Source organism: Carnobacterium divergens DSM 20623, assembly GCF_000744255.1.
Classification (GTDB): domain Bacteria; phylum Bacillota; class Bacilli; order Lactobacillales; family Carnobacteriaceae; genus Carnobacterium; species Carnobacterium divergens.
Map to the genome: position 1 here is coordinate 1,124,139 of NZ_JQLO01000001.1, position 18,564 is coordinate 1,142,702.

The following is an 18,564-nucleotide window of genomic DNA, read 5'->3' on the forward strand; positions in this document are numbered from 1 at the left end:
TTTGAAGAAGTTTTTTTCTAATTCCCATGATTTGATATCACTAAAATAATGTAAATTTAATTAACTATTAAGCTTATAAAAAAAGAAAGCTATTAGCTAAAAAACCAATAACCTCCTTATTTTTTATTAACTTTCTTCACTATTTTGTAGACGATACATATCGTAATAAATACCACCAAGGTCAATCAATTCATCATGGCTCCCTCGCTCGACTATTTCACCATGATCTAATACCAGGATTAAGTTTGCATCTCGAATCGTTGAAAGACGATGTGCAATCGCAATCGTAGTACGACCCTTACGCATTTTTTTTAATCCCTCTTGAATCAAAGTTTCTGTTTCCGTGTCAATATTGGCAGTTGCTTCATCAAGCACTAGAATTTTAGGATCCGTCACGATTGTTCTAGCAAATGAAATTAGTTGCTTTTGTCCGCTAGAATAGCTTGCCCCTCGTTCAATAACTTTTGATTCGTAATCATTTGGCAGTTGATTAATAAATGTATCTGCTTGAACAAAACGAGCAGCATCTTCAATCGCCGCATCACTAATTAATGGATTCATTAAACGAATATTATTTTTAATGTTGCCATAAAATAAGAAAGAATCCTGTAGCACTAATCCCATTTTTTGACGAAGTTCTGTAATAGGATAATTTTTGATTGATTTTCCATCAATTAAAATATCTCCTTCATAAAATTCGTAAAAACGCATCATTACATTGATAATTGAACTTTTCCCGCTTCCAGTATGTCCGACTAAAGCTACTGTCTCACCAGGATTTGCAGTAAAACTAATATGGTGCAATACATTGTGTTCTCCATCATAAGAAAAACTTACATCTTTAAATTCAATTTTAGCATCTTGAATGGTTTCAGCTGCCTGTTCGCTTTGAGCTGGACTCAATTCTTGATTGTCCATTATTCTTAAAACACGTCCACTAGAAACCATTCCGTCTTGAAAAATACTCAAATTATCCATCATATTTGTCATTGGGTTAAAGAAACTTTGAACATAAGAAATAAACGCGTAAATCACTCCGACACTAACGGGTTCTTTTAAGGCATCATAACCAAAAAATCCTAATACAACCGCTAACGAAAAAGTATACAATAAATTAATGATTGGACCTAATAACAGCGCATTTGTTTTAACCATTGCGACTCTTGATCTATAATATGATTCATTAGTTTCGTTGAATTCTTTCTGCAATCGTTTTTCTTGTCTAAATTGTTGAATAATACTCATACCAGAAATCGATTCATTTAATTTGGTATTTAGTTGGCTCAATTTTTCTCGCATACCGCGATAAACTTTTGAACTGAAGCGTTGATAATACCATACGATAACTAGTAAAACTGGTAAAAACAATAAACACCATAACGCAATAGTCCGATTTAGTAAAAACATCGCTGTAAAAGCTGAAACAATTGCGAACAACCCTTGTAAGACAGTTAAATAGACACCCCAAAAGTCTTTAATTGTTTCGGTATCGTTCGTCACTCTTGAAACAATTGATCCTGCTGGTGTTTGGTCGAAGTAACGCATTCCTAGCGTATGCAATTTTTCAAACAATTGATTTCGGATGTTTTGAACAGTTTTTTCCGTCGCCATTTGGTAAAGGTACATTTGCAAGAACCAAACAACAATTTTAACTAGAGTAACTCCAAAATAAAGAGCTGCAAAGGTTAAAATCACTTGAGATGTCGCCGTTTTTGTAGTCAAGTAATCATCCATAAATACTTGTAAAATTTTAGGTAACATGACATTGATAACTGCTAAACAAGCACCCCAAAAAATCGCTATAAAAAATTGTTTTTTGTACGGCTTCGCATAATAAAACATTCGTTTAACAATTTGAAATTGTTCTTTAAGTGGAATGGATTTGGACCAATCTGATTTTTCCATTAGTTCGTCCCTCCTTCCAGTTTTGCTTCTAATTGTTGTTTTTCATACATTTCTTTGTACCAACCATTTAATTGTATCAATTCACTATGATTGCCTCGTTCGACAATCTCTCCATCATCAATTACAATCACTTCCTCTGCATGCATCACACTACTAATTCGATGAGCTGCAATAATAGTCGTTTGATCGCTTCGTTCTTTTTTTAGAGCTGACAAAATCGCTTCTTCTGTTTTAGCATCTACTGCGGATAAAGCATCATCTAAAATTAAGAGTTCAGGATTTGTAATAAGCGCTCTTGCAATTGAAATACGTTGCTTTTGTCCACCAGATAATGAAACCCCACGTTCACCTACTAGAGTATCGTATCCTTCTGGCATTGCTAAAATATCTTCATGAATCGCTGTTAACTTCGCTGCCTTCACAACTTCCTCATCACTTAGCGTTGGATCAGCAAAACGAATATTTTCTTTTATTGTAGTTGAAAACAAAAATTGATCTTGTGGTACATAACCAATCCCATGTAACAAAGCATTTAATGAATACTCACGAATATCGGCATTCCCAAACTGAATTCTACCATTATATCCATCGTATTCTCTTAACAACAACTTAAAAATTGTTGTTTTACCTGCACCAGTTTTCCCAACAAGTCCAAGAGTGTTGCCTTTATCAATTTCAAAATGGAGATGATTCAAAGCTACTGAATCGTCATCTGGATAGTTGAATTTATCCACTTGATACTCAATTTTCCCATTGACTGGTGTCGTGATTGCATCAGGATTTTCAATAATCTCAGAAGTTTCATTTAATAACTCCTGAACGCGGTCATAACTAGCGCTTCCTCGTTCTAAGATATTAAATAAGCGACCAATTGCAAACATCGGCCAAATCAGCATGGCAATGTAGCTGATGAAAGAAATCAATTGACCAATTGAGATCGTGCCGCTCATTACAAAATTCCCACCTAGAACAATGGTTAGTACATAAGATATGCCCATAATAAATGTAATTGCTGGGTCAAATAACGAGTCGACTAAATAAACTTTTTTATTCTTGCCAACCACATTATCTGTCTGCTTTTTAAAATCGGCAACATCTTCTTGTTCTTGACCAAATGTTTTAATCACTTTAATGCCACTAATACTTTCCTGCGTCTTATCATTCATACTAGAAAACGCCGCCTGAGCACTTCTAAAACGAACATGTAGCTTTTGTCCTAAGATACGTGAAGCTACGGCTAGGAGTGGTAAAGGAATCAATGCAATCAGTGTTAAGCGCCAATCAACAAATAATGCCATTGCAACAATTGTAGCGCCTCCTGTAATCATTGAATCGGCCAATGTTAAAATCCCACCACCAGCTACCATTTGAATCGCAGATAAGTCATTCGTCGCATGTGCCATTAAATCTCCAGTACGATATTTTTGAAAAAAAACATGATCCATCTGTGTAAAATGTTTAAACAAATTCGTTCGTAAGGTTCGTTCTAATTTTGCGGCAGTTCCCCAAATGTTCACTCGCCAAATATACCGGAAAATATATTGTGCAATTGCTGCTGCTACTAAAATAATCAACCATTTTGTTAATGATTGAGCTGTCATTTTTCCAGCTGCGATTTCGTCAACAACCACCCCAATAATCCGAGGGGGAACCAATTGAACGATTGCCACTAAAATTAAAAAGAAAATCCCAATCATATATGATTTCTTTTCTTGTTTAAAAAACCAACCTAACTTTTTAAAGATTCCCATTCGTTTCTTTCACCTACCTATTTCTTTTATTTCAAATTTAACTTAGAGAAGTGCTTACTCATTATAATACTATCTGCACTTTTTAGCTAAACACATTTAATTTGTGGTTTATTGCAATAAAAAAACGAACAGAAAACCTCTGCCCGTTTGAAAGAATCCATAGACTCCAAAAAAAATTTAGAGTTTATTTTTTCTTATTCGCTTTTTCTTGTTGAACTTGCATAGAGGCCATCATCTGCTTAATTTTCTTTTCAGACGGTTTTTGACCCATTTGCATCATCAACATACGTAGCATATCCTCATTAACGGGAGGATTCTTTTTAAAGTAATCCATCATATAGTTTCTTGCGATAAAATACCCACCAACTAAACCTGCAATTAAAGCAAGTACAATTAATAAAATAGCGATTCCGATTGACATTTCCATTCACTCCTTTCGAGACTTCTCATTTATCAATTGTACTAGATTATTTGGTAAAAATAAATAGATACTGACTATTATTTCAAAAAAATATGATTTTATGCAACATTAAGTAGAAAATTGAGTTGTTAGAGAACTTAAAGATGGAAAAACAACAAAATAAACCTACTAACAGTTATGGTTGTCATTAGGTTCATTTCACTTTACTGTGTATCTCTCTAAACTTTTATTTTATATCTAAAATTCTTTACATAATTCCCAATTAACCCCCGTCCCCCAACCGATTCCCAGCCAAAGATTGTGAAAAGCAATTGGTCTATTTAAAAACGTTGAGAAATAAAGCTTTAGGGACAGGCGTTTCTTGTAAAAATTCGCAAATATTTTCTTAATTAAATAACTTTAAGATTGTAGATTAATTTTTATTGAACTAATAAATTTAATAGATTATTTTTTTCTAGTCTATTTTGAAGTTCATTCATTTTCTAAATCAATGTGTTCATCCTCTTTTGTTGCTAGCGGTGCAAGTTTTCCCATCATAATGCGAATTATGTCATGAAGTTGGTCATATTGCCACTCGATATCACATAACGATGAGTGGAGAAGAACAATATTTTTAACAACTTTTTCTCTTTTATCTTCTTTTAAATGCTGTAGTCTTTTTTCTAAGACCTCTTCTAAATCTTTGATTTCGGAAATGTTTTCTGTTTCTTCTTTGATTATGTTTGGATCAATCAATGTATTATCAAACTCTTCGTTTAATTCCAGCAATGTATTAAATATCTTATCTATTTGTTTTTCCATATTAATCTCCTTCTTATCGTAAAAATCTTCCTTCGGCACTTGCAGTTTTAGCCGCATTTATACTGCCATCTAAATTTAAAACATACTTAAATTTCCCCTGCTTATTAAATACTTCAAGATGATCTTTATGCAGCCCATCTAAATAAAATTGATCGCCTTTATTCAATCCAGGTATTTTCGTTTTTTCAGTGACTGTATAGACACTTTGCCCATCTACCGTTTTACTTGTCTTGTTACTACAATCTTTCAGTTTTTTTCCAAATTTACTCTTAAAGAATTCACTCATGTTACCTACTGGTTGGACTCTTCCGCCACCAGAACTTTGCATTTGCTGAATGTTATCCATGCCGTTCTGAATCGCGTTACTGAACACAAGCCCACCGTGAGCCAGTGCGCCAGCTCCAACTGTGGCTCCAGCTCCAGCAATTGCTCCAGCTCCAGGTGCAAGAGCTCCACCACTCATAACAGTTGCTCCAGCTATTCCTTGAAGACCTTTAATCGCCATATTAGCGCCTTGATACATTTCAGTAAGTGATTGAATTCCTGTTAATCCTGTTCCAAATAGCTTTCCATAGTGATAATTTTGATTGTTTTGAAACTTTTGATTTACTTTTTTGGCTTTTTCTCCAGTATTATTTTCAACAACTGCAATTCCAGCACCTTGTAAAAAGTCTAGTGCTCCAGTCATTGTTTTTTTCCACCAGGGAACTTTTGCTTTTTTCTTCTTCGGTTTATCTTTTTTAGCTTGTTCTTTCAGACGTTCCTCCCAAGCTTGATCAATTGCTTGCGCCCATTCCATGTTTAACCCAGTTGTCGAAAAGGTTCCTGTAGTTCCATTCCAGGCTTTTCCTTCCGCAATCATTGTAACACCCGTTTCTAAGTTCTGTAACTGTTGTTCTAAGTCATCAAAAATAGAAACAGATGTGTGATTGAATTCTCTCAATTTATCTAATTTTTTTGCTGTTTTTTCTTTAGCATTCTGCAAATTATCAACAATATTTTGAGTGAAAACCTTTGGAATCGCAATCTAATCTAAGGCACTAGACATGGAATCTAAGCGTGAAATTTGAGAAATTAAAACGTCTTCTTGTAGGCTATTGGCGTCCACGTTGGATTTGTAGTCGCTGATAAACTGCTGATTGGCACGAATTGCTGTTTCGCAAACTAGAATAAAGCCTCGTGTTGCTGGGAGATAAGCCGTTTGGAAATAACCTTTCGCAGAATCATATGTATTTCCCTTCAGGGAAGGTTCTAAGATGATTTTACTTAAAGCCGTTTGGACGTGTGTCATGCCACTAATCACGCTGTTGCAGTAGCTTTTAATGGCCTTCGTTTGTGTGTTCATTTCGCCGACAAACAGATTAATGCTCATGTGTTTGCTCCTCACGGCTCAGATTCAATTTTTGATAATAGAGTTCATCTTCTTTATCCATAAGAGCATGTTTTTTCTTTTGTAACTTCTCGTAATCATCTTCGCTTTCATAGAGATATCCTTGTTGCTGATACACCGTTTCTTGTTGTAAGTCTGCGATTTGGACACTCATTTCGCCCTCTTGCCAGGTCGCGCGCATTTCATTAAAAAGCTGTTGGATCTTTTGAAAAATAGACTGGACGTCTTCTGTATTTCGCTCCAGCTTGTGGAGAGACGTTTCTGCCTTGTAGCGAGCTTCCGTTACAACCTTTAATTGTTCTTGTAGCCCTTCAATAGTTGGTTGTTGTTCCAATTCTCATTCCTCCAAACCTTAGTTTAAGTTTAATAAGGATTTTTCTAGTTTTTGATCCATCGCTTCAAAATCCGTCGCAACACTTTGAATATTTTGACTGTCGCGTTGTAAGGCACCTAGAAAGCTCGTCAACAATGATTGAGATTGATCAATCGTCAGACTTGCTTTTTGGTTTCCAGATACGGTCGTAGCTGAAGCTTTTGAAATTGAACTAGAGTGAGAGAAGGCTTGTGTTGCATTACTTAATTCTGTAGCTAAAGAACTTGCTTGATTAAAATTACTTTGGACTACTCCCATTTTAAAATCCCCTTTAGTTTAATAATAGCGCATTTGATTTTTAAAATACAGATGTTCTTTATTATTAAACCATAACTTCAAGAAAATTAAAATAGCGATCGTGATTTTAATTTAGAATCATGTACTTCAATAGTAAAAAAAATACTTAACTTCCTTTACTTTTAATTCGTTTTAAACGAATCGCTTTTTAGTCCATTTACTAAGAAAACATCATCTATTGAACTCACTATCTACTCGAGTCCAATAAATGATGTTTTATGTTTATAACTGGTTAAATGTATTTACGACGTTTTCAACTGTAAATCCATATTGTTCGATAACTGTATTTCCAGGTGCACTTGCACCATATTTATCAATGCCTAGCATTACGCCATCAAGTCCAACGTAACGTTCCCAACCAAAGGTTGCGCCCATTTCAATTGACATACGTTTTCTAACTGCTTTTGGCAAGACACTCTCTTTGTATGCTGCATCTTGTTTTTCAAATAAATCAAAACTTGGTAACGATACTACTGAAACGTCTTTGCCTTGTTTTTTCAATTCTTTTTGTGCTTCGATTGCTAAGGCAACTTCAGAACCTGTTGCTATTAGAATTCCAGTTGGTTGATCACCATCTTGTGGAGAAATTACGTAACCGCCTTTAGCAACGTTTTTACGTGCGTTTTCTTTTGTTCCAGGCAAGACAGGTAAGTTTTGGCGAGTCAAGACTAATACTGTTGGGTGGTCAGTTGAGGTAATTGCTTGTTCCCAAGCAGCAACCACTTCATTTCCATCAGCTGGACGAATTACAGACAAGTTTGGCATACCGCGTAAGCTAGATAGTTGCTCTACTGGTTCATGAGTCGGACCATCTTCTCCTACAGCGATTGAATCATGTGTAAACACATACGTTACAGGTGCTTTTGAAATAGCCGCTAAACGAATTGCTGCACGTAAATAATCTGTAAATACAAAGAATGTTCCGCCATAAGTTTTTGAACCACCGTGTAATGAAATTCCGTTCATTGCAGCTGACATTCCAAATTCACGAACACCGTACCAAATGTTGCGTCCTTCATATTGACCTGGTTCAAAATCTTTTTCACCAGCAACCATTGTATTGTTTGAAGCAGATAAATCTGCAGATCCACCCCAGAAAAATGGAATAGCTTTTGACAATGCTTGAATGGTTTCACTACCTGTCACACGAGAAGCAGCACTTTCGCCTTCTTCGTAAACTGGTAATTCTTTATCCCAATCAGTTGGTAAGTTCCCAGACATTGCTAATTCAAATTGAGCAGCTAATTCTGGATATTCAGCTTTATATGAAGCGAACAATTCATTCCATTCACTTTCTGATTTAGCTCCTTGATCAATCATTGTTTCTTTAAAACGTGTAGCTACTTCATTTGGAACAGTGAACGCTGGATAATCCCAACCGTAAGCTTTTTTAGTCGCTTCGATTCCATCCATTCCAAGTGGTGCGCCGTGAACTTTAGATGTTCCTTCATTTGGAGCACCAAAGCCAATCACTGTTTTTACTTCAATTAAAGTTGGTTTTTTAGTTTCTGCTTTTGCTGCTTCAATCGCTTTTTCGATTTCAGCTAGATCATTTCCATCTTTAACTAAAATATGTTGCCAATTATACGCTTCAAAACGTTTGCCTACATTTTCAGTAAAAGCTTTTGAAGTAGGACCATCTAATGAAATATCATTTGAATCATATAATACCACAAGTTTGCCTAGCTCTAAATGACCTGCTAAACTTGCTGCTTCAGCTGATACGCCTTCCATTAAATCTCCATCACCACATAAAGCATAGGTATAATGATCAACGATTTGATGATTTTCCTTATTATACGTTGCCGCTAGATGAGCTTCTGCCATTGCCATTCCGACACTATTTGCAATTCCTTGTCCAAGAGGACCTGTTGTTGCTTCAACACCATCTGTATGATGTACTTCTGGATGACCAGGGGTTAAGCTATCCCATTGACGGAAATTTTTCAAATCCTCCATTGATAGTTTGTAACCTGATAAATGTAACAAACTATATAATAGCATTGAACCGTGTCCTGCTGAAAGTACAAAGCGATCGCGATTTACCCATGATGAGTTGCTTGGGTTTACGTTTAAATGTTTTGTCCATAGCGTGTACGCCATTGGAGCAGCCCCCATTGGTAAACCTGGGTGTCCTGAGTTTGCTTTTTGAATCGCATCCATACTTAGTGTTCTAATCGTGTTTACTGCAAGTTGGTCAGTTGTATCGAACAATTAAATCATCCTTTCAGTTTTAATATCTCTATTTTACTGTTTTAAATCGTTTTACGCAACGCTTTCATAGAATTATTGTATTTATTTTAACGATTAAACGCCAAATTTTAACAATTGATAAAGCGTTTTCTACTTATATGTCTCATTTCCTTCTTATTTTTAGCGGTCGTGTAATCCTTTTTCTTTTTGAATTTGCTTTAACTTTTCAGGAGTAACGTCTGTCCCATCATTGTCGACAACTTTCATTCCTTCGATATGATTTCTCATTCCACCGCGGAAAGCTTGTAAATATTCTTCTCTTAATTCTTTTTGTTCTTGTTGCTCTGATAAGCTGAGGGTTTCGCTCTTAGACTTATTGGCTAGCTCGTTAATTCGGGCTATTTTTTCTTTAGATAGCATTTAATTCACTCCATCTCGTTTCATTTGACCTCTTAACTATATCAAAAATTAAGCTGAAAATATATCCATTTGCCTAAAAATTAGTTTATTCTTACAAAGCTTTCAAGACACTAGGAATAGAAATTTAATTTTTACCGAACATCTGTTTGAATTCTGTGATTATTTATGGTATTCTATAGTTAAGAAAATTGATAAAGAAACGAGGTGCATTTAATCATGCGTAAAACTCCAGAATCTAGACAAATTGAAGTATTACAGTACATACATGAACAAGTTCAACTAAAAGGGTATCCCCCAACTGTTCGTGAGATTGGTACTGCTGTATCTCTTTCTTCAACGTCAACGGTACATGGCCACTTATCACGTTTAGAAAAAAACGGCTTTATTCAACGAGATCCTAGTAAACCTCGTGCTATTGAGTTAACTGCACTTGGATTGTCTAAACTTGGTGTCCCAATGGATAAGATTCCCCTTCTAGGAACCGTTACAGCTGGTGAACCGATATTAGCAGTTGAAGAAGCCACTGATTATTTCCCACTACCTCCTCATCTGCAATATGCAAATGAAGCGTTGTTCATGCTAACTATTCGTGGTGAAAGTATGATCAATTGTGGAATTTTAGATGGCGATGCTGTAATTGTTCGCAAACAATCAAATGCTGATAATGGCGATATCGTGATTGCTATGACAAGTGAAGATGAAGCAACTTGTAAACGATTCTTCAAAGAAAAAGATCATTACCGCTTGCAACCTGAAAACGATGGAATGGATCCGATTATTCTTAGTGAAGTAACCATTCTTGGAAAAGTTGTTGGATTATACCGGAGTCACATTTTTTAAGACTTTCAGAGTTTCCTTTATTAGGAAGCTCTTTTTTAATGCTTTTTAGTTGTCTCTACAAATAATTGTGCTAAACTTTGTATATAAGGCTTTTTTTATTCTCACATAAGGAGGTTAAGTGAAATGGTTGCATTATTGTTTTATTGGTTTAGCTTATTGATTCAAGTTGCTTGGATTCTTTTAAGTGTTGGTCTTTCCGTTATGTACTTACGCAATAAAGAAAATGGAAATTTATGGGCATTTGCTGTTTTGAATATTCTTTCAATTATTTATAGTGGCATTGTCATCTGGATTTATAACACTTGGGATTTCGGCATTCAAACATCTAATTGGTTTGCAATTATCGTTGGTATTTTAGTTGTTTTAACGATTATCGAGTTTGTCCTAGGACGCTCTCCTAAAAATCCAAAATCAATCGCATAAAAAGAATCCCCTTCAGGTTAGAATCAATCTAACTTGAGGGGGATTTTTATTTTAGTAGTCCATTAAAGTGAAGATATCGTATCCTTCAATTTGAGCACGACCATTTAAATCTGTTAATTCGATTAAGAAAGCTGTTCCTACAACAATTCCACCTAATTTTTCGATTAATTGAATCGTCGCTGCAATGGTTCCACCGGTTGCTAGTAAATCATCACAAACCATCACTTTTTGACCTGGTTTGATAGCGTCTTTGTGAATTTGTAAAACATCTGATCCATACTCTAAACCATAGCTAACTTCAACTGTTTCTCTTGGCAGTTTGCCTTTTTTGCGAGCAGGAGCAAAACCGATTCCTAATTCATAGGCCACTGGGCAGCCTACGATAAATCCGCGAGCTTCTGGTCCAACGATCATTTCAACGCCTTTGTCTTTTGCGTATTTTGCAATTTCGTTAGTTGCATAACGATAAGCTTCTCCGTCTGCCATTAAGGGTGAAATGTCACGGAAAATAATTCCTTTTTCAGGGAAGTCTTTTACATCTGCAATATATTGTTTTAAATCCATCTATAAATCCTCCATTCAAATTTTACGAGGCTTCATTAATTTGTTGTTTTAACCAGATTTCTAATTCTGCAAAATGGCTGTACAGCAAGATTTTTTCAGCTTCTATTTGATTTAGTCGTTTTTGGTAATTTTCTGCATCAGACAACTCTTTTTTTGGAGCATCTTCGACATAGTTCATTACGCCATTGTCTATTGTAACAAATCCTAGTTCAAAAAACACGTTAATCATGAAAATTAATAAGTTATCTTTGATTTTTAGATAATTTGCTAAAATAGACAGCTTATGTCGAATATCAACATCTTTGTGTGTTGCTACGAATTTAAATAATTCTCCAAATTGTGTTCGGCTTGGCATCCCATTTAGGTAACTTTCTGATTCACTAAAAAAGGCAGTAACTAACTTTTCTGGTGTATTTCCCCGAATCGTTGACGAAATCCATTCTAATTCGTTTGGACAATCGATAAATACAAAGGTTGAATGTTGCGTTTTAAAAGCTTCAGCATCTTCTTTGGACTCAATCAAAACACTTTCACTGCCCATTGGAACTTTATCATTATGGGTTTGGTAGCTTTTCTTATTATAAAATAGATAACAAGCTGCGCCTTGTACCCAAAGACCTGCTGCTAAATTGCTCCCTCTCAAATCAACAACTTGAAGTCCATCCATTGAAATATCTTCAAGCATCAACTGAGGCTTACGGTTGCCATTCCATTCATTTATAGAAAGCTTTCCGACTAACGACACTTCAGAATTGTCGTTGATTTCATCAGCAACTGCACCTAATTGAAAGCCAATCACGTCTAAATTCACCTTATTTTTTGTTGCTTTAAGTTTTAAATGAGCGTTGTTGCCACCAATTTTACGAATGTCTTCTGCTTGAACATGTTCAAGTAAGAAAACAGGCTTTGGATTGTCTGTGCCAAATGGCGCTAAACTAGCCAATTCTTCAATCGTTGCAACGGTGATATCTGTTAATTCAATCGTTTCATCAATTACTAGTTCTTCATTCAAGTTTCCGACTAAATCATGCGTTAACGCATACTGATTTAGTTGTGTTTGTAAGGTCTCAATATGTTCAATTGGCAGTGTTAGACCTGCTGCCATATGATGTCCACCAAAATGGGTGGTTAAATCTCGGACTTCATTAATTGCATCATATAAGTTATACGCGCTAATGCTCCGTCCAGAACCTTTAGCGATTCCATTTTCAGTGTCAATATTCAACACAAGTGCGGGTTTTCCTGTGGCACCAACAATTTTACTTGCAACAATTCCAAGTACCCCTTCGTGCCAATCGGACTTCGCTAATAAATACACAGACGGTGTTTCTTTCATTTCTGCAATCATTTGGAAGGCTTCTTCCGTAATTTTTGCCACAAAGGCTTGACGCTCTTCATTTTTTGTATTAATAAAGGTTGCAAGCTCGATTGCTTCTTCTTCATCAAAGGTCGTTAATAAAGCAACTGCTGGCCCTGCTTCACCTAAACGACCGACAGCATTTAGACGAGGCGCGATGGTAAAGCCAATCGTTTCTTCTGTAATGGTCTCTTTTTCTATTCCTGCAACTTTTGCTAATGCTAAAAAACCTAATCGTTCAGAAACTTTTAACATTTCTAGCCCTAAAATCACTAATGCTCGGTTCTCATCCGTCAATGAAACTAGATCAGCAATAGTTCCAATCGCTACTAGATCTACTAGTTCAGTTGGAAACTCGCCTAATAATGCGGTTGCTAGTTTGAAGGCAACACCTACTCCAGCTAATTCACCAAAAGGATACGCTCCTTGTGGATGTTTTGGATGAACAATTGCATATGCCTCTGGCAAAATCTCTGGCATTTCATGGTGATCCGTTACAATCACATCAATTCCTAATTCCTTAGCTTTAGCAATTGCTTCGTGACCTGAAACCCCATTGTCACACGTCACAATCAATTCCGCTCCCTCTTCAATCAATCTTTCAAAAGCTTGGACATTCGGTCCATAACCATCTGTAAATCGATTTGGAATATAGAAATCTACTTCACCACCAAGCATTTCAATCGTTTCTTTTAAAACAGCCGTACTTGTTACGCCATCAGCATCATAATCGCCATAAACGACTATTTTTTGACCATGTTCAATTGCTTGCGTAATTCGTTCAACGGTTTTTTCCATATCATACATTAAAAATGGATCATGAATCCAAGTTTCATCTGGTTTCAAAAAATGCTGTGCTTTGTCTTTTGTATCCAAACCACGATTAACTAGTAAAGTCGATACTAACGGAGAAGTCGAAAGTTCTTCGCTTAAAGCTGTAATCGCTGCTTCATTCGTTTGTGGTTGATTTAATTTCCAGTTCATTCGAGATTTTAACAATCTAATCACTCCCAACTTATTTAGTATACCAAATTTTTAGAAAATAAAGTAGTTGAACTCTTGATTTTTTCGCTTTTTAATTCTTAGCCGTTTATTTCTAATTGCAAATCATTTCGTTTAATTTTATACTATGATTAACTAATAAAATCAACTAAAGGGGCTAATGTGATGACGTGGAAAATAAAAAGATTTAATGAATTAACAACGACTGAACTTTTTCAAATCTATCAAGCTCGAGTGAACGTTTTTATTGTCGAGCAAGAATGTTTTTATCCAGATGTAGACGATAAGGATTTAATCAGCATCCATGTGTTTAATGAACAAAATGGCCAGATACAGGCTTATGGACGCATCATTCCAAGTCAAGAAAAATTAATGTTTGGCCGTATTTTAACAGTGAAAGAACAACGTGGGACTGGCTTAGGCAAAGAGTTATTAACGATTATTTTAAAAACAATTGATGATAGCTTTCCAAATCAAGCCGTTGAAATTCAAGCACAAGCTTATTTACAAAAGTTCTATAGTCAATTTGGCTTTGAACCAATCAATGGCGAGATTTATTTAGAAGATGAAATTCCTCATATTGATATGATTAAAAAATAAAAAAACCTTCAGTTAAGCAATTTGTTCGTTGCTTAACTGAAGGTTTTACTTTAATTATTTTTTGATAATCCCAAAAGGCTTGCCGATTGGTAGGAACGTAAAGCCAAAGTGACCATTCAAAACAGCTGCTGCTGCGCCATAGAATGATAAAATTGAAATTAAAAATTCCGCAACTGCTGCCATCATGTGGAAGAAGTCTGTTGCAATTCCAAAAGTTGACATAAACAATCCTAGGAATAAAAAGTCAATTAAAAAGAAAATAAAGAATAAGACCTTGTTTGTTTCTAAAGCTCCCACGGTCATAAAGACTGTGAAAATAAAGTAGCCAAGGAAAGCAAAACCTAATTCATTTGGATCGAAAGAAGCTTGTAGCACTTCTCCAAACAAACCATTTTGAATCATCCAGCTCATTCCTGTTCCTAACCAAAATAGTCCGTAACCAGCAAAAGCTGTTGCGCCAAATACGTTATTATGTTTTGCATCATAGTTAGAAGCAATCAACTGAGCAATTCCGCCTAAGAAAATTGCCCATGGCAACACGCCACTTACGTTTTCTGTCCAGCCTAATTTTTGAGATGAGGCTACTAAAGTAACCATTGCTAAACCAAACAATCCAATCGCTGTCGGATCAATTATAACTTGTTTTACGTGATGTTGCTCGTTTTTCATTAATGATATTCCCCTTTATTTAAAATTGCCAACCTGTATAAAATACCATCTAAGCTACTAAGAGTCAATTCTTTTTTTTACCCTTCAAAACACTTATGAAATAACTAATCTTTCCATCATTTTTAACTAAAAAGAGCAACTTACATTTAATGTAAGTTGCTCTTGTTTAAAAGGTTTTATTTAGAACTTCAAAAACTTCAACTGAAAGTTCTTTATGCTTATTAGTTGGATTAAACCAAATGTCATTCCATGCAACTTGACTGCGTTCATAGGTAGTCCGCTCATCATAGTCACTAAGCGATTCATAATAAATATCAAGAACGACAATCGTTTGATCTCCTTCACTTCGTTTAAATTGATTGATTCCTAGATTGTTCACAATTCCATTAAACTCAGAACTTGCAGATTGTTGAAATTTCTCCATTAATTCTGGCAAATCAGATGTTTTTGTTTGATACGTAAACACCACTTTAATCATAGTTGAATTCCTTCTTTCAATTAAAGCGTATTTTCAGTTGGCGGTGTTGTTAGTTTTGTAACCAATTCTTGCTCTAAACTATCAATTTTTTTCTTGTTTTCTGCTAATGCGATTTCTTTTTCTGCAAGCTTGTTTTCATACTCCGCTTTTAAACTTTCAGTACGCTCAGCTACTTTTTGATCAAATGTCGTCAATTCTTTTCCTTGTTGCTTCACTTGTTTTTTTAATTGTATACTTGATCCCGTTGAAACTAAAACTGCTGCAATCGCACCAACAAATAATGAACCTAAAATCACCATGATTAATGGCCACTCAACTTTTGTAAAGCCAAAATTCACAGGTACTTCTGAAACATTTAAAATAGCAAATAACGCAACGATTAGTACTAAAATAATACCAACAACTAGTCTCCATTGATTTTTCATCAGCTACACCTCTTTTACTAAATTTAAAGAAAAATTCTTCTATTTAAGAATAACTTTATTTGAGCAATTTGTCTAATAGTATTCATTAAGAACTTAAAAACCCATTTAAATAAACGCGATTTTCTATAATTATTATTTAATGGATTGGGAATCGCAAGACTGTTTTTAACTTTTCAGGTGCCACTCTTTTAGGGTCAGACACATAAATTTCTTTATGCTGATGACCGACTTTTTTTAAATTCATTTCTTTACAGTAGTCATCCATTTTATTAAAAGAATGAATCTCATCTGCATAGCTACCAACATGCATCATTTGAAGATTTCGCCCTTCCTTTATTGTTTCAAATTGAATTCTGTCCACTAATTCAGTAGCTAAGGAAGCTAATCGTGTGATTTTAATTTCAGAAACCAATTCAGTAGTTACAAAATCAGGCTGGCGAATCATTATCTTATAAATCAACTGATCCAAGTTTAATGGTTGCTCTGCTGTAACAGGGATTTTAGAATCCCAAAATCCTTCTAATGGGAAAACCGTATAATCATAGTATCCATCAGGAATTACCCCTTTTTTTGGCAACATTTTTATGGTATATGAAACCTTATAAAGAGCTGCTACTGCGTTGGAAAAAGAGGCCATATTCGGATTTCCTTCTCCTTTAATTGTTAAATAACTCAATTCAGGAACTTCCACTATCGTCGGGGTGTCTTTTGGTAAATAGAGACTTTTTTCTTTTTTTCGCCATTCATACTTCATAAACAGTCATCCTCTTTCTTTATTTTATGTTAGTATAAACCTTCTCATTGTGGCAGAGTCAACCAAAAAAATCTCCTGATTCAATTGAATCCAGAAGATTTTTAGTCTTTTTTATTTATTGTTAAAAAGAGTCCCTGCTAGATAATCCCCTACATGTGGAAATAGGGTATACATTTTCCCAGCAAATTCCATTAATTTAGGCATATTCAATTCACGACGAGGTACATTTATAATCCCAACAATTCGTTTAGCTACAATCGTTGGATCTAAAACTAATAAATCAACTTTCTTTAAGTATTCGCCAGTTTCATCCGCAATATCAAAGAAATTCGTTTCAATAGGTCCTGGATTAACCGTCGTTACGTAGACACCCAGTGGTTTCAATTCTAAGCGCAATGCATTTGAATAACCTAAAACCGCAAATTTTGTTGCCGAATAAATTGAAGATTTTTGGGTAGCCATTTTAGCTGCTTGAGAGGCAATATTAATGATATGCCCTGCACCACGATCGGCCATTTCGATGGCAACTAATTGCGTCATGTACATTAAACCTAATACATTCACTCTAAACATTTTCTCAGCAAGATCCATATCAAAAGTCAGAGCTTCTTCAAAATGACCAAAGCCTGCATTATTAACTAACACATCAATTGCTCCAACTTCATCGTGAATTCGTTCTACTACTTCTTTAATGTTTTCAGGATTCGCTACATCTAATTGAAAAGCAAAGGCCGGTGCACCGGATAAATCCTCACAATTATGGCGTACTTTACCTAATAAATTAATTCTTCTAGCACAAACGACGACGGTTGCATTTTGTCTAGCTGCCGCATAAGCGATTTGCTCCCCTAAGCCACCCGATCCACCTGTAATGACAACAACTTTTCCTGTTAAATCGTTTCTATTTGTTCCCATGCTTCGTTCATCTCCTTTATTATTTATCCGTTCTTGTTAACGGAATGATAATTTCATCAAAATCTTTCACCACATAGCTGTTATCAAAAATCGTCTTCGCTTCTTTTTGAAGTTCTACTACGTCTTTTCCTAGATAGCGAGCGCTAATATGAGTTAGTAATAAACGTTTAGCATTCGCTTCTTTAGCAATTTCTGCAGCGTCAAAAGTTGTTGAATGAAAATAATTGCGTGCCATTTTTCTGTCTTCCCCATCAAAAGTACTTTCATGTACTAACACATCAGCATCTTTTGCTAAAATAGCACTATTTGGATGTTTTCTAGTATCTCCTAGAATAGCAACTATTCTTCCTTTTTGATCTTTACCGACATACTTTTTCCCATCAATGACTTGACCGTTCTCTAAAGTAATTGTTTCCCCTTTTTTTAATCTACCATATAATGGTCCAAAAGGCACACCGATTGCTTTTAATTCTTCTACTTGGAGCATTCCTTTATGATCTACTTCTTCAAAACGGTAACCAAATGATTGGATACCATGATCCAATTCTAAACAACTTACTTTAAATTGCTGGTCTTCAAAAAGAACCCCTTCTTCGTAGATTTCATGAAAATTTAAAGTATATTTCAAATGAGTTCCTGAAATTTTTAAACTAGTCAAAATGTAATCTTTGATTCCTTTTGGTCCATATACGGTTAATGGACTTTCGCCACCTTGAAACGAACGACTGCTCAATAAACCTGGCAATCCAAAAATGTGATCGCCATGTAAATGAGTGATAAAAATTTTATCGATTTTTCGTGGTTTTAAAGTAGTATTTAATATTTGCTGTTGCGTGCCTTCGCCGCAATCAACTAACCAAACTTGATTGCGTTCTTCTAATAATTTTAAGGCAATGCTAGTAACATTGCGATGCTTTGCTGGTACACCAGCACCAGTACCTAAAAATAATAATTCCATAGTCATTATCCTATCTGTTAATAAATCA

Annotated in this window: 21 protein-coding genes; 3 read left to right on the forward strand and 18 right to left on the reverse strand. The window is 35.3% G+C overall.

The window, feature by feature from the left end:
• Positions 1-126: 126 nt before the first annotated feature.
• The 10 genes from BR52_RS05465 to BR52_RS05510 all read right to left on the reverse strand — a co-directional run bounded on the left by BR52_RS05465 (position 127) and on the right by BR52_RS05510 (position 9,551).
• Positions 127-1,905 carry an ABC transporter ATP-binding protein gene (locus tag BR52_RS05465; RefSeq protein ID WP_034570064.1) on the reverse strand — a complete coding sequence of 593 codons (1,779 nt, stop codon included), beginning with the start codon at positions 1,903-1,905 and terminating at the stop codon, positions 127-129.
• On the reverse strand, positions 1,905-3,656 hold the full coding sequence (locus tag BR52_RS05470) for an ABC transporter ATP-binding protein (protein WP_034570066.1): 1,752 nt from the start codon (positions 3,654-3,656) through the stop codon (positions 1,905-1,907). Before BR52_RS05470 ends, BR52_RS05465 begins: the two co-directional genes overlap by 1 nt.
• A gap of 184 nt (positions 3,657-3,840) precedes the next feature.
• On the reverse strand, positions 3,841-4,077 hold the full coding sequence (locus tag BR52_RS05475) for a YneF family protein (protein ID WP_034570069.1): 237 nt from the start codon (positions 4,075-4,077) through the stop codon (positions 3,841-3,843).
• A gap of 471 nt (positions 4,078-4,548) precedes the next feature.
• The gene (locus tag BR52_RS05480; RefSeq protein WP_051915643.1) at positions 4,549-4,878 is read right to left on the reverse strand and encodes a hypothetical protein; all 330 of its coding nucleotides are present in this window, start codon (positions 4,876-4,878) and stop codon (positions 4,549-4,551) included.
• Positions 4,879-4,891: 13 nt separating this feature from the next.
• On the reverse strand, positions 4,892-5,863 hold the full coding sequence (locus tag BR52_RS13075; RefSeq protein ID WP_034570072.1) for a hypothetical protein: 972 nt from the start codon (positions 5,861-5,863) through the stop codon (positions 4,892-4,894).
• A 42-nt stretch (positions 5,864-5,905) separates the two neighbouring features.
• Positions 5,906-6,250, reverse strand: a complete 345-nt coding sequence (locus tag BR52_RS05490) for a T7SS effector LXG polymorphic toxin (RefSeq protein ID WP_034570074.1) — start codon at positions 6,248-6,250, stop codon at positions 5,906-5,908.
• Complete coding sequence (locus tag BR52_RS05495; protein WP_034570076.1) at positions 6,240-6,602, reverse strand: DUF3958 family protein; 363 nt, start codon at positions 6,600-6,602, stop codon at positions 6,240-6,242. The genes BR52_RS05490 and BR52_RS05495 overlap by 11 nt, the downstream gene beginning before the upstream one ends.
• 18 nt (positions 6,603-6,620) lie before the next feature.
• Positions 6,621-6,899: a TIGR04197 family type VII secretion effector gene (locus BR52_RS05500; RefSeq protein WP_034570078.1), complete on the reverse strand. Its 279-nt coding sequence runs from the start codon at positions 6,897-6,899 to the stop codon at positions 6,621-6,623.
• Positions 6,900-7,160: 261 nt separating this feature from the next.
• Positions 7,161-9,152, reverse strand: a complete 1,992-nt coding sequence (gene tkt / locus BR52_RS05505; protein WP_034570080.1) for a transketolase — start codon at positions 9,150-9,152, stop codon at positions 7,161-7,163.
• Positions 9,153-9,311: 159 nt separating this feature from the next.
• On the reverse strand, positions 9,312-9,551 hold the full coding sequence (locus BR52_RS05510; protein WP_034570081.1) for a DUF896 family protein: 240 nt from the start codon (positions 9,549-9,551) through the stop codon (positions 9,312-9,314).
• 216 nt (positions 9,552-9,767) lie between these two features.
• Here BR52_RS05510 and lexA point away from each other — a divergent pair, with 216 nt between their 5' ends.
• Entirely contained in the window at positions 9,768-10,391 is a 624-nt protein-coding gene (gene lexA / locus BR52_RS05515; protein WP_034570084.1) for a transcriptional repressor LexA, read from the forward strand.
• Between the two features lie 123 nt (positions 10,392-10,514).
• The gene (locus tag BR52_RS05520; RefSeq protein WP_034570087.1) at positions 10,515-10,814 is read left to right on the forward strand and encodes a hypothetical protein; all 300 of its coding nucleotides are present in this window, start codon (positions 10,515-10,517) and stop codon (positions 10,812-10,814) included.
• Positions 10,815-10,865: 51 nt separating this feature from the next.
• Here BR52_RS05520 and BR52_RS05525 read toward each other — a convergent pair whose 3' ends face one another.
• Together BR52_RS05525 and recJ are read right to left on the reverse strand one after the other, a co-directional pair.
• A complete protein-coding gene (locus BR52_RS05525; RefSeq protein WP_034570089.1) occupies positions 10,866-11,378 on the reverse strand; it encodes an adenine phosphoribosyltransferase in 513 nt (170 codons plus the stop codon).
• A 22-nt stretch (positions 11,379-11,400) separates the two neighbouring features.
• Positions 11,401-13,734: a single-stranded-DNA-specific exonuclease RecJ gene (recJ, locus tag BR52_RS05530; protein WP_034570092.1), complete on the reverse strand. Its 2,334-nt coding sequence runs from the start codon at positions 13,732-13,734 to the stop codon at positions 11,401-11,403.
• A 168-nt stretch (positions 13,735-13,902) separates the two neighbouring features.
• Between recJ and BR52_RS05535 the strand changes: the two genes are divergently transcribed.
• The gene (locus BR52_RS05535) at positions 13,903-14,337 is read left to right on the forward strand and encodes a GNAT family N-acetyltransferase (RefSeq protein ID WP_034570095.1); all 435 of its coding nucleotides are present in this window, start codon (positions 13,903-13,905) and stop codon (positions 14,335-14,337) included.
• Between the two features lie 54 nt (positions 14,338-14,391).
• Here BR52_RS05535 and BR52_RS05540 read toward each other — a convergent pair whose 3' ends face one another.
• From BR52_RS05540 to rnz, 6 genes are all read right to left on the reverse strand, one after another.
• On the reverse strand, positions 14,392-15,006 hold the full coding sequence (locus BR52_RS05540; RefSeq protein WP_034570097.1) for an acetate uptake transporter: 615 nt from the start codon (positions 15,004-15,006) through the stop codon (positions 14,392-14,394).
• 166 nt (positions 15,007-15,172) lie between these two features.
• Positions 15,173-15,484 carry a hypothetical protein gene (locus tag BR52_RS05545; RefSeq protein WP_034570099.1) on the reverse strand — a complete coding sequence of 104 codons (312 nt, stop codon included), beginning with the start codon at positions 15,482-15,484 and terminating at the stop codon, positions 15,173-15,175.
• 20 nt (positions 15,485-15,504) lie between these two features.
• Positions 15,505-15,909, reverse strand: a complete 405-nt coding sequence (locus BR52_RS05550) for a LapA family protein (protein WP_034570102.1) — start codon at positions 15,907-15,909, stop codon at positions 15,505-15,507.
• A 136-nt stretch (positions 15,910-16,045) separates the two neighbouring features.
• Positions 16,046-16,663 carry a GyrI-like domain-containing protein gene (locus BR52_RS05555; RefSeq protein ID WP_034570105.1) on the reverse strand — a complete coding sequence of 206 codons (618 nt, stop codon included), beginning with the start codon at positions 16,661-16,663 and terminating at the stop codon, positions 16,046-16,048.
• Positions 16,664-16,774: 111 nt separating this feature from the next.
• Entirely contained in the window at positions 16,775-17,578 is an 804-nt protein-coding gene (locus tag BR52_RS05560; RefSeq protein WP_034570109.1) for an SDR family NAD(P)-dependent oxidoreductase, read from the reverse strand.
• A 19-nt stretch (positions 17,579-17,597) separates the two neighbouring features.
• Positions 17,598-18,536: a ribonuclease Z gene (gene rnz / locus BR52_RS05565; protein ID WP_034570113.1), complete on the reverse strand. Its 939-nt coding sequence runs from the start codon at positions 18,534-18,536 to the stop codon at positions 17,598-17,600.
• Between the last annotated feature and the right edge of the window lie 28 nt (positions 18,537-18,564).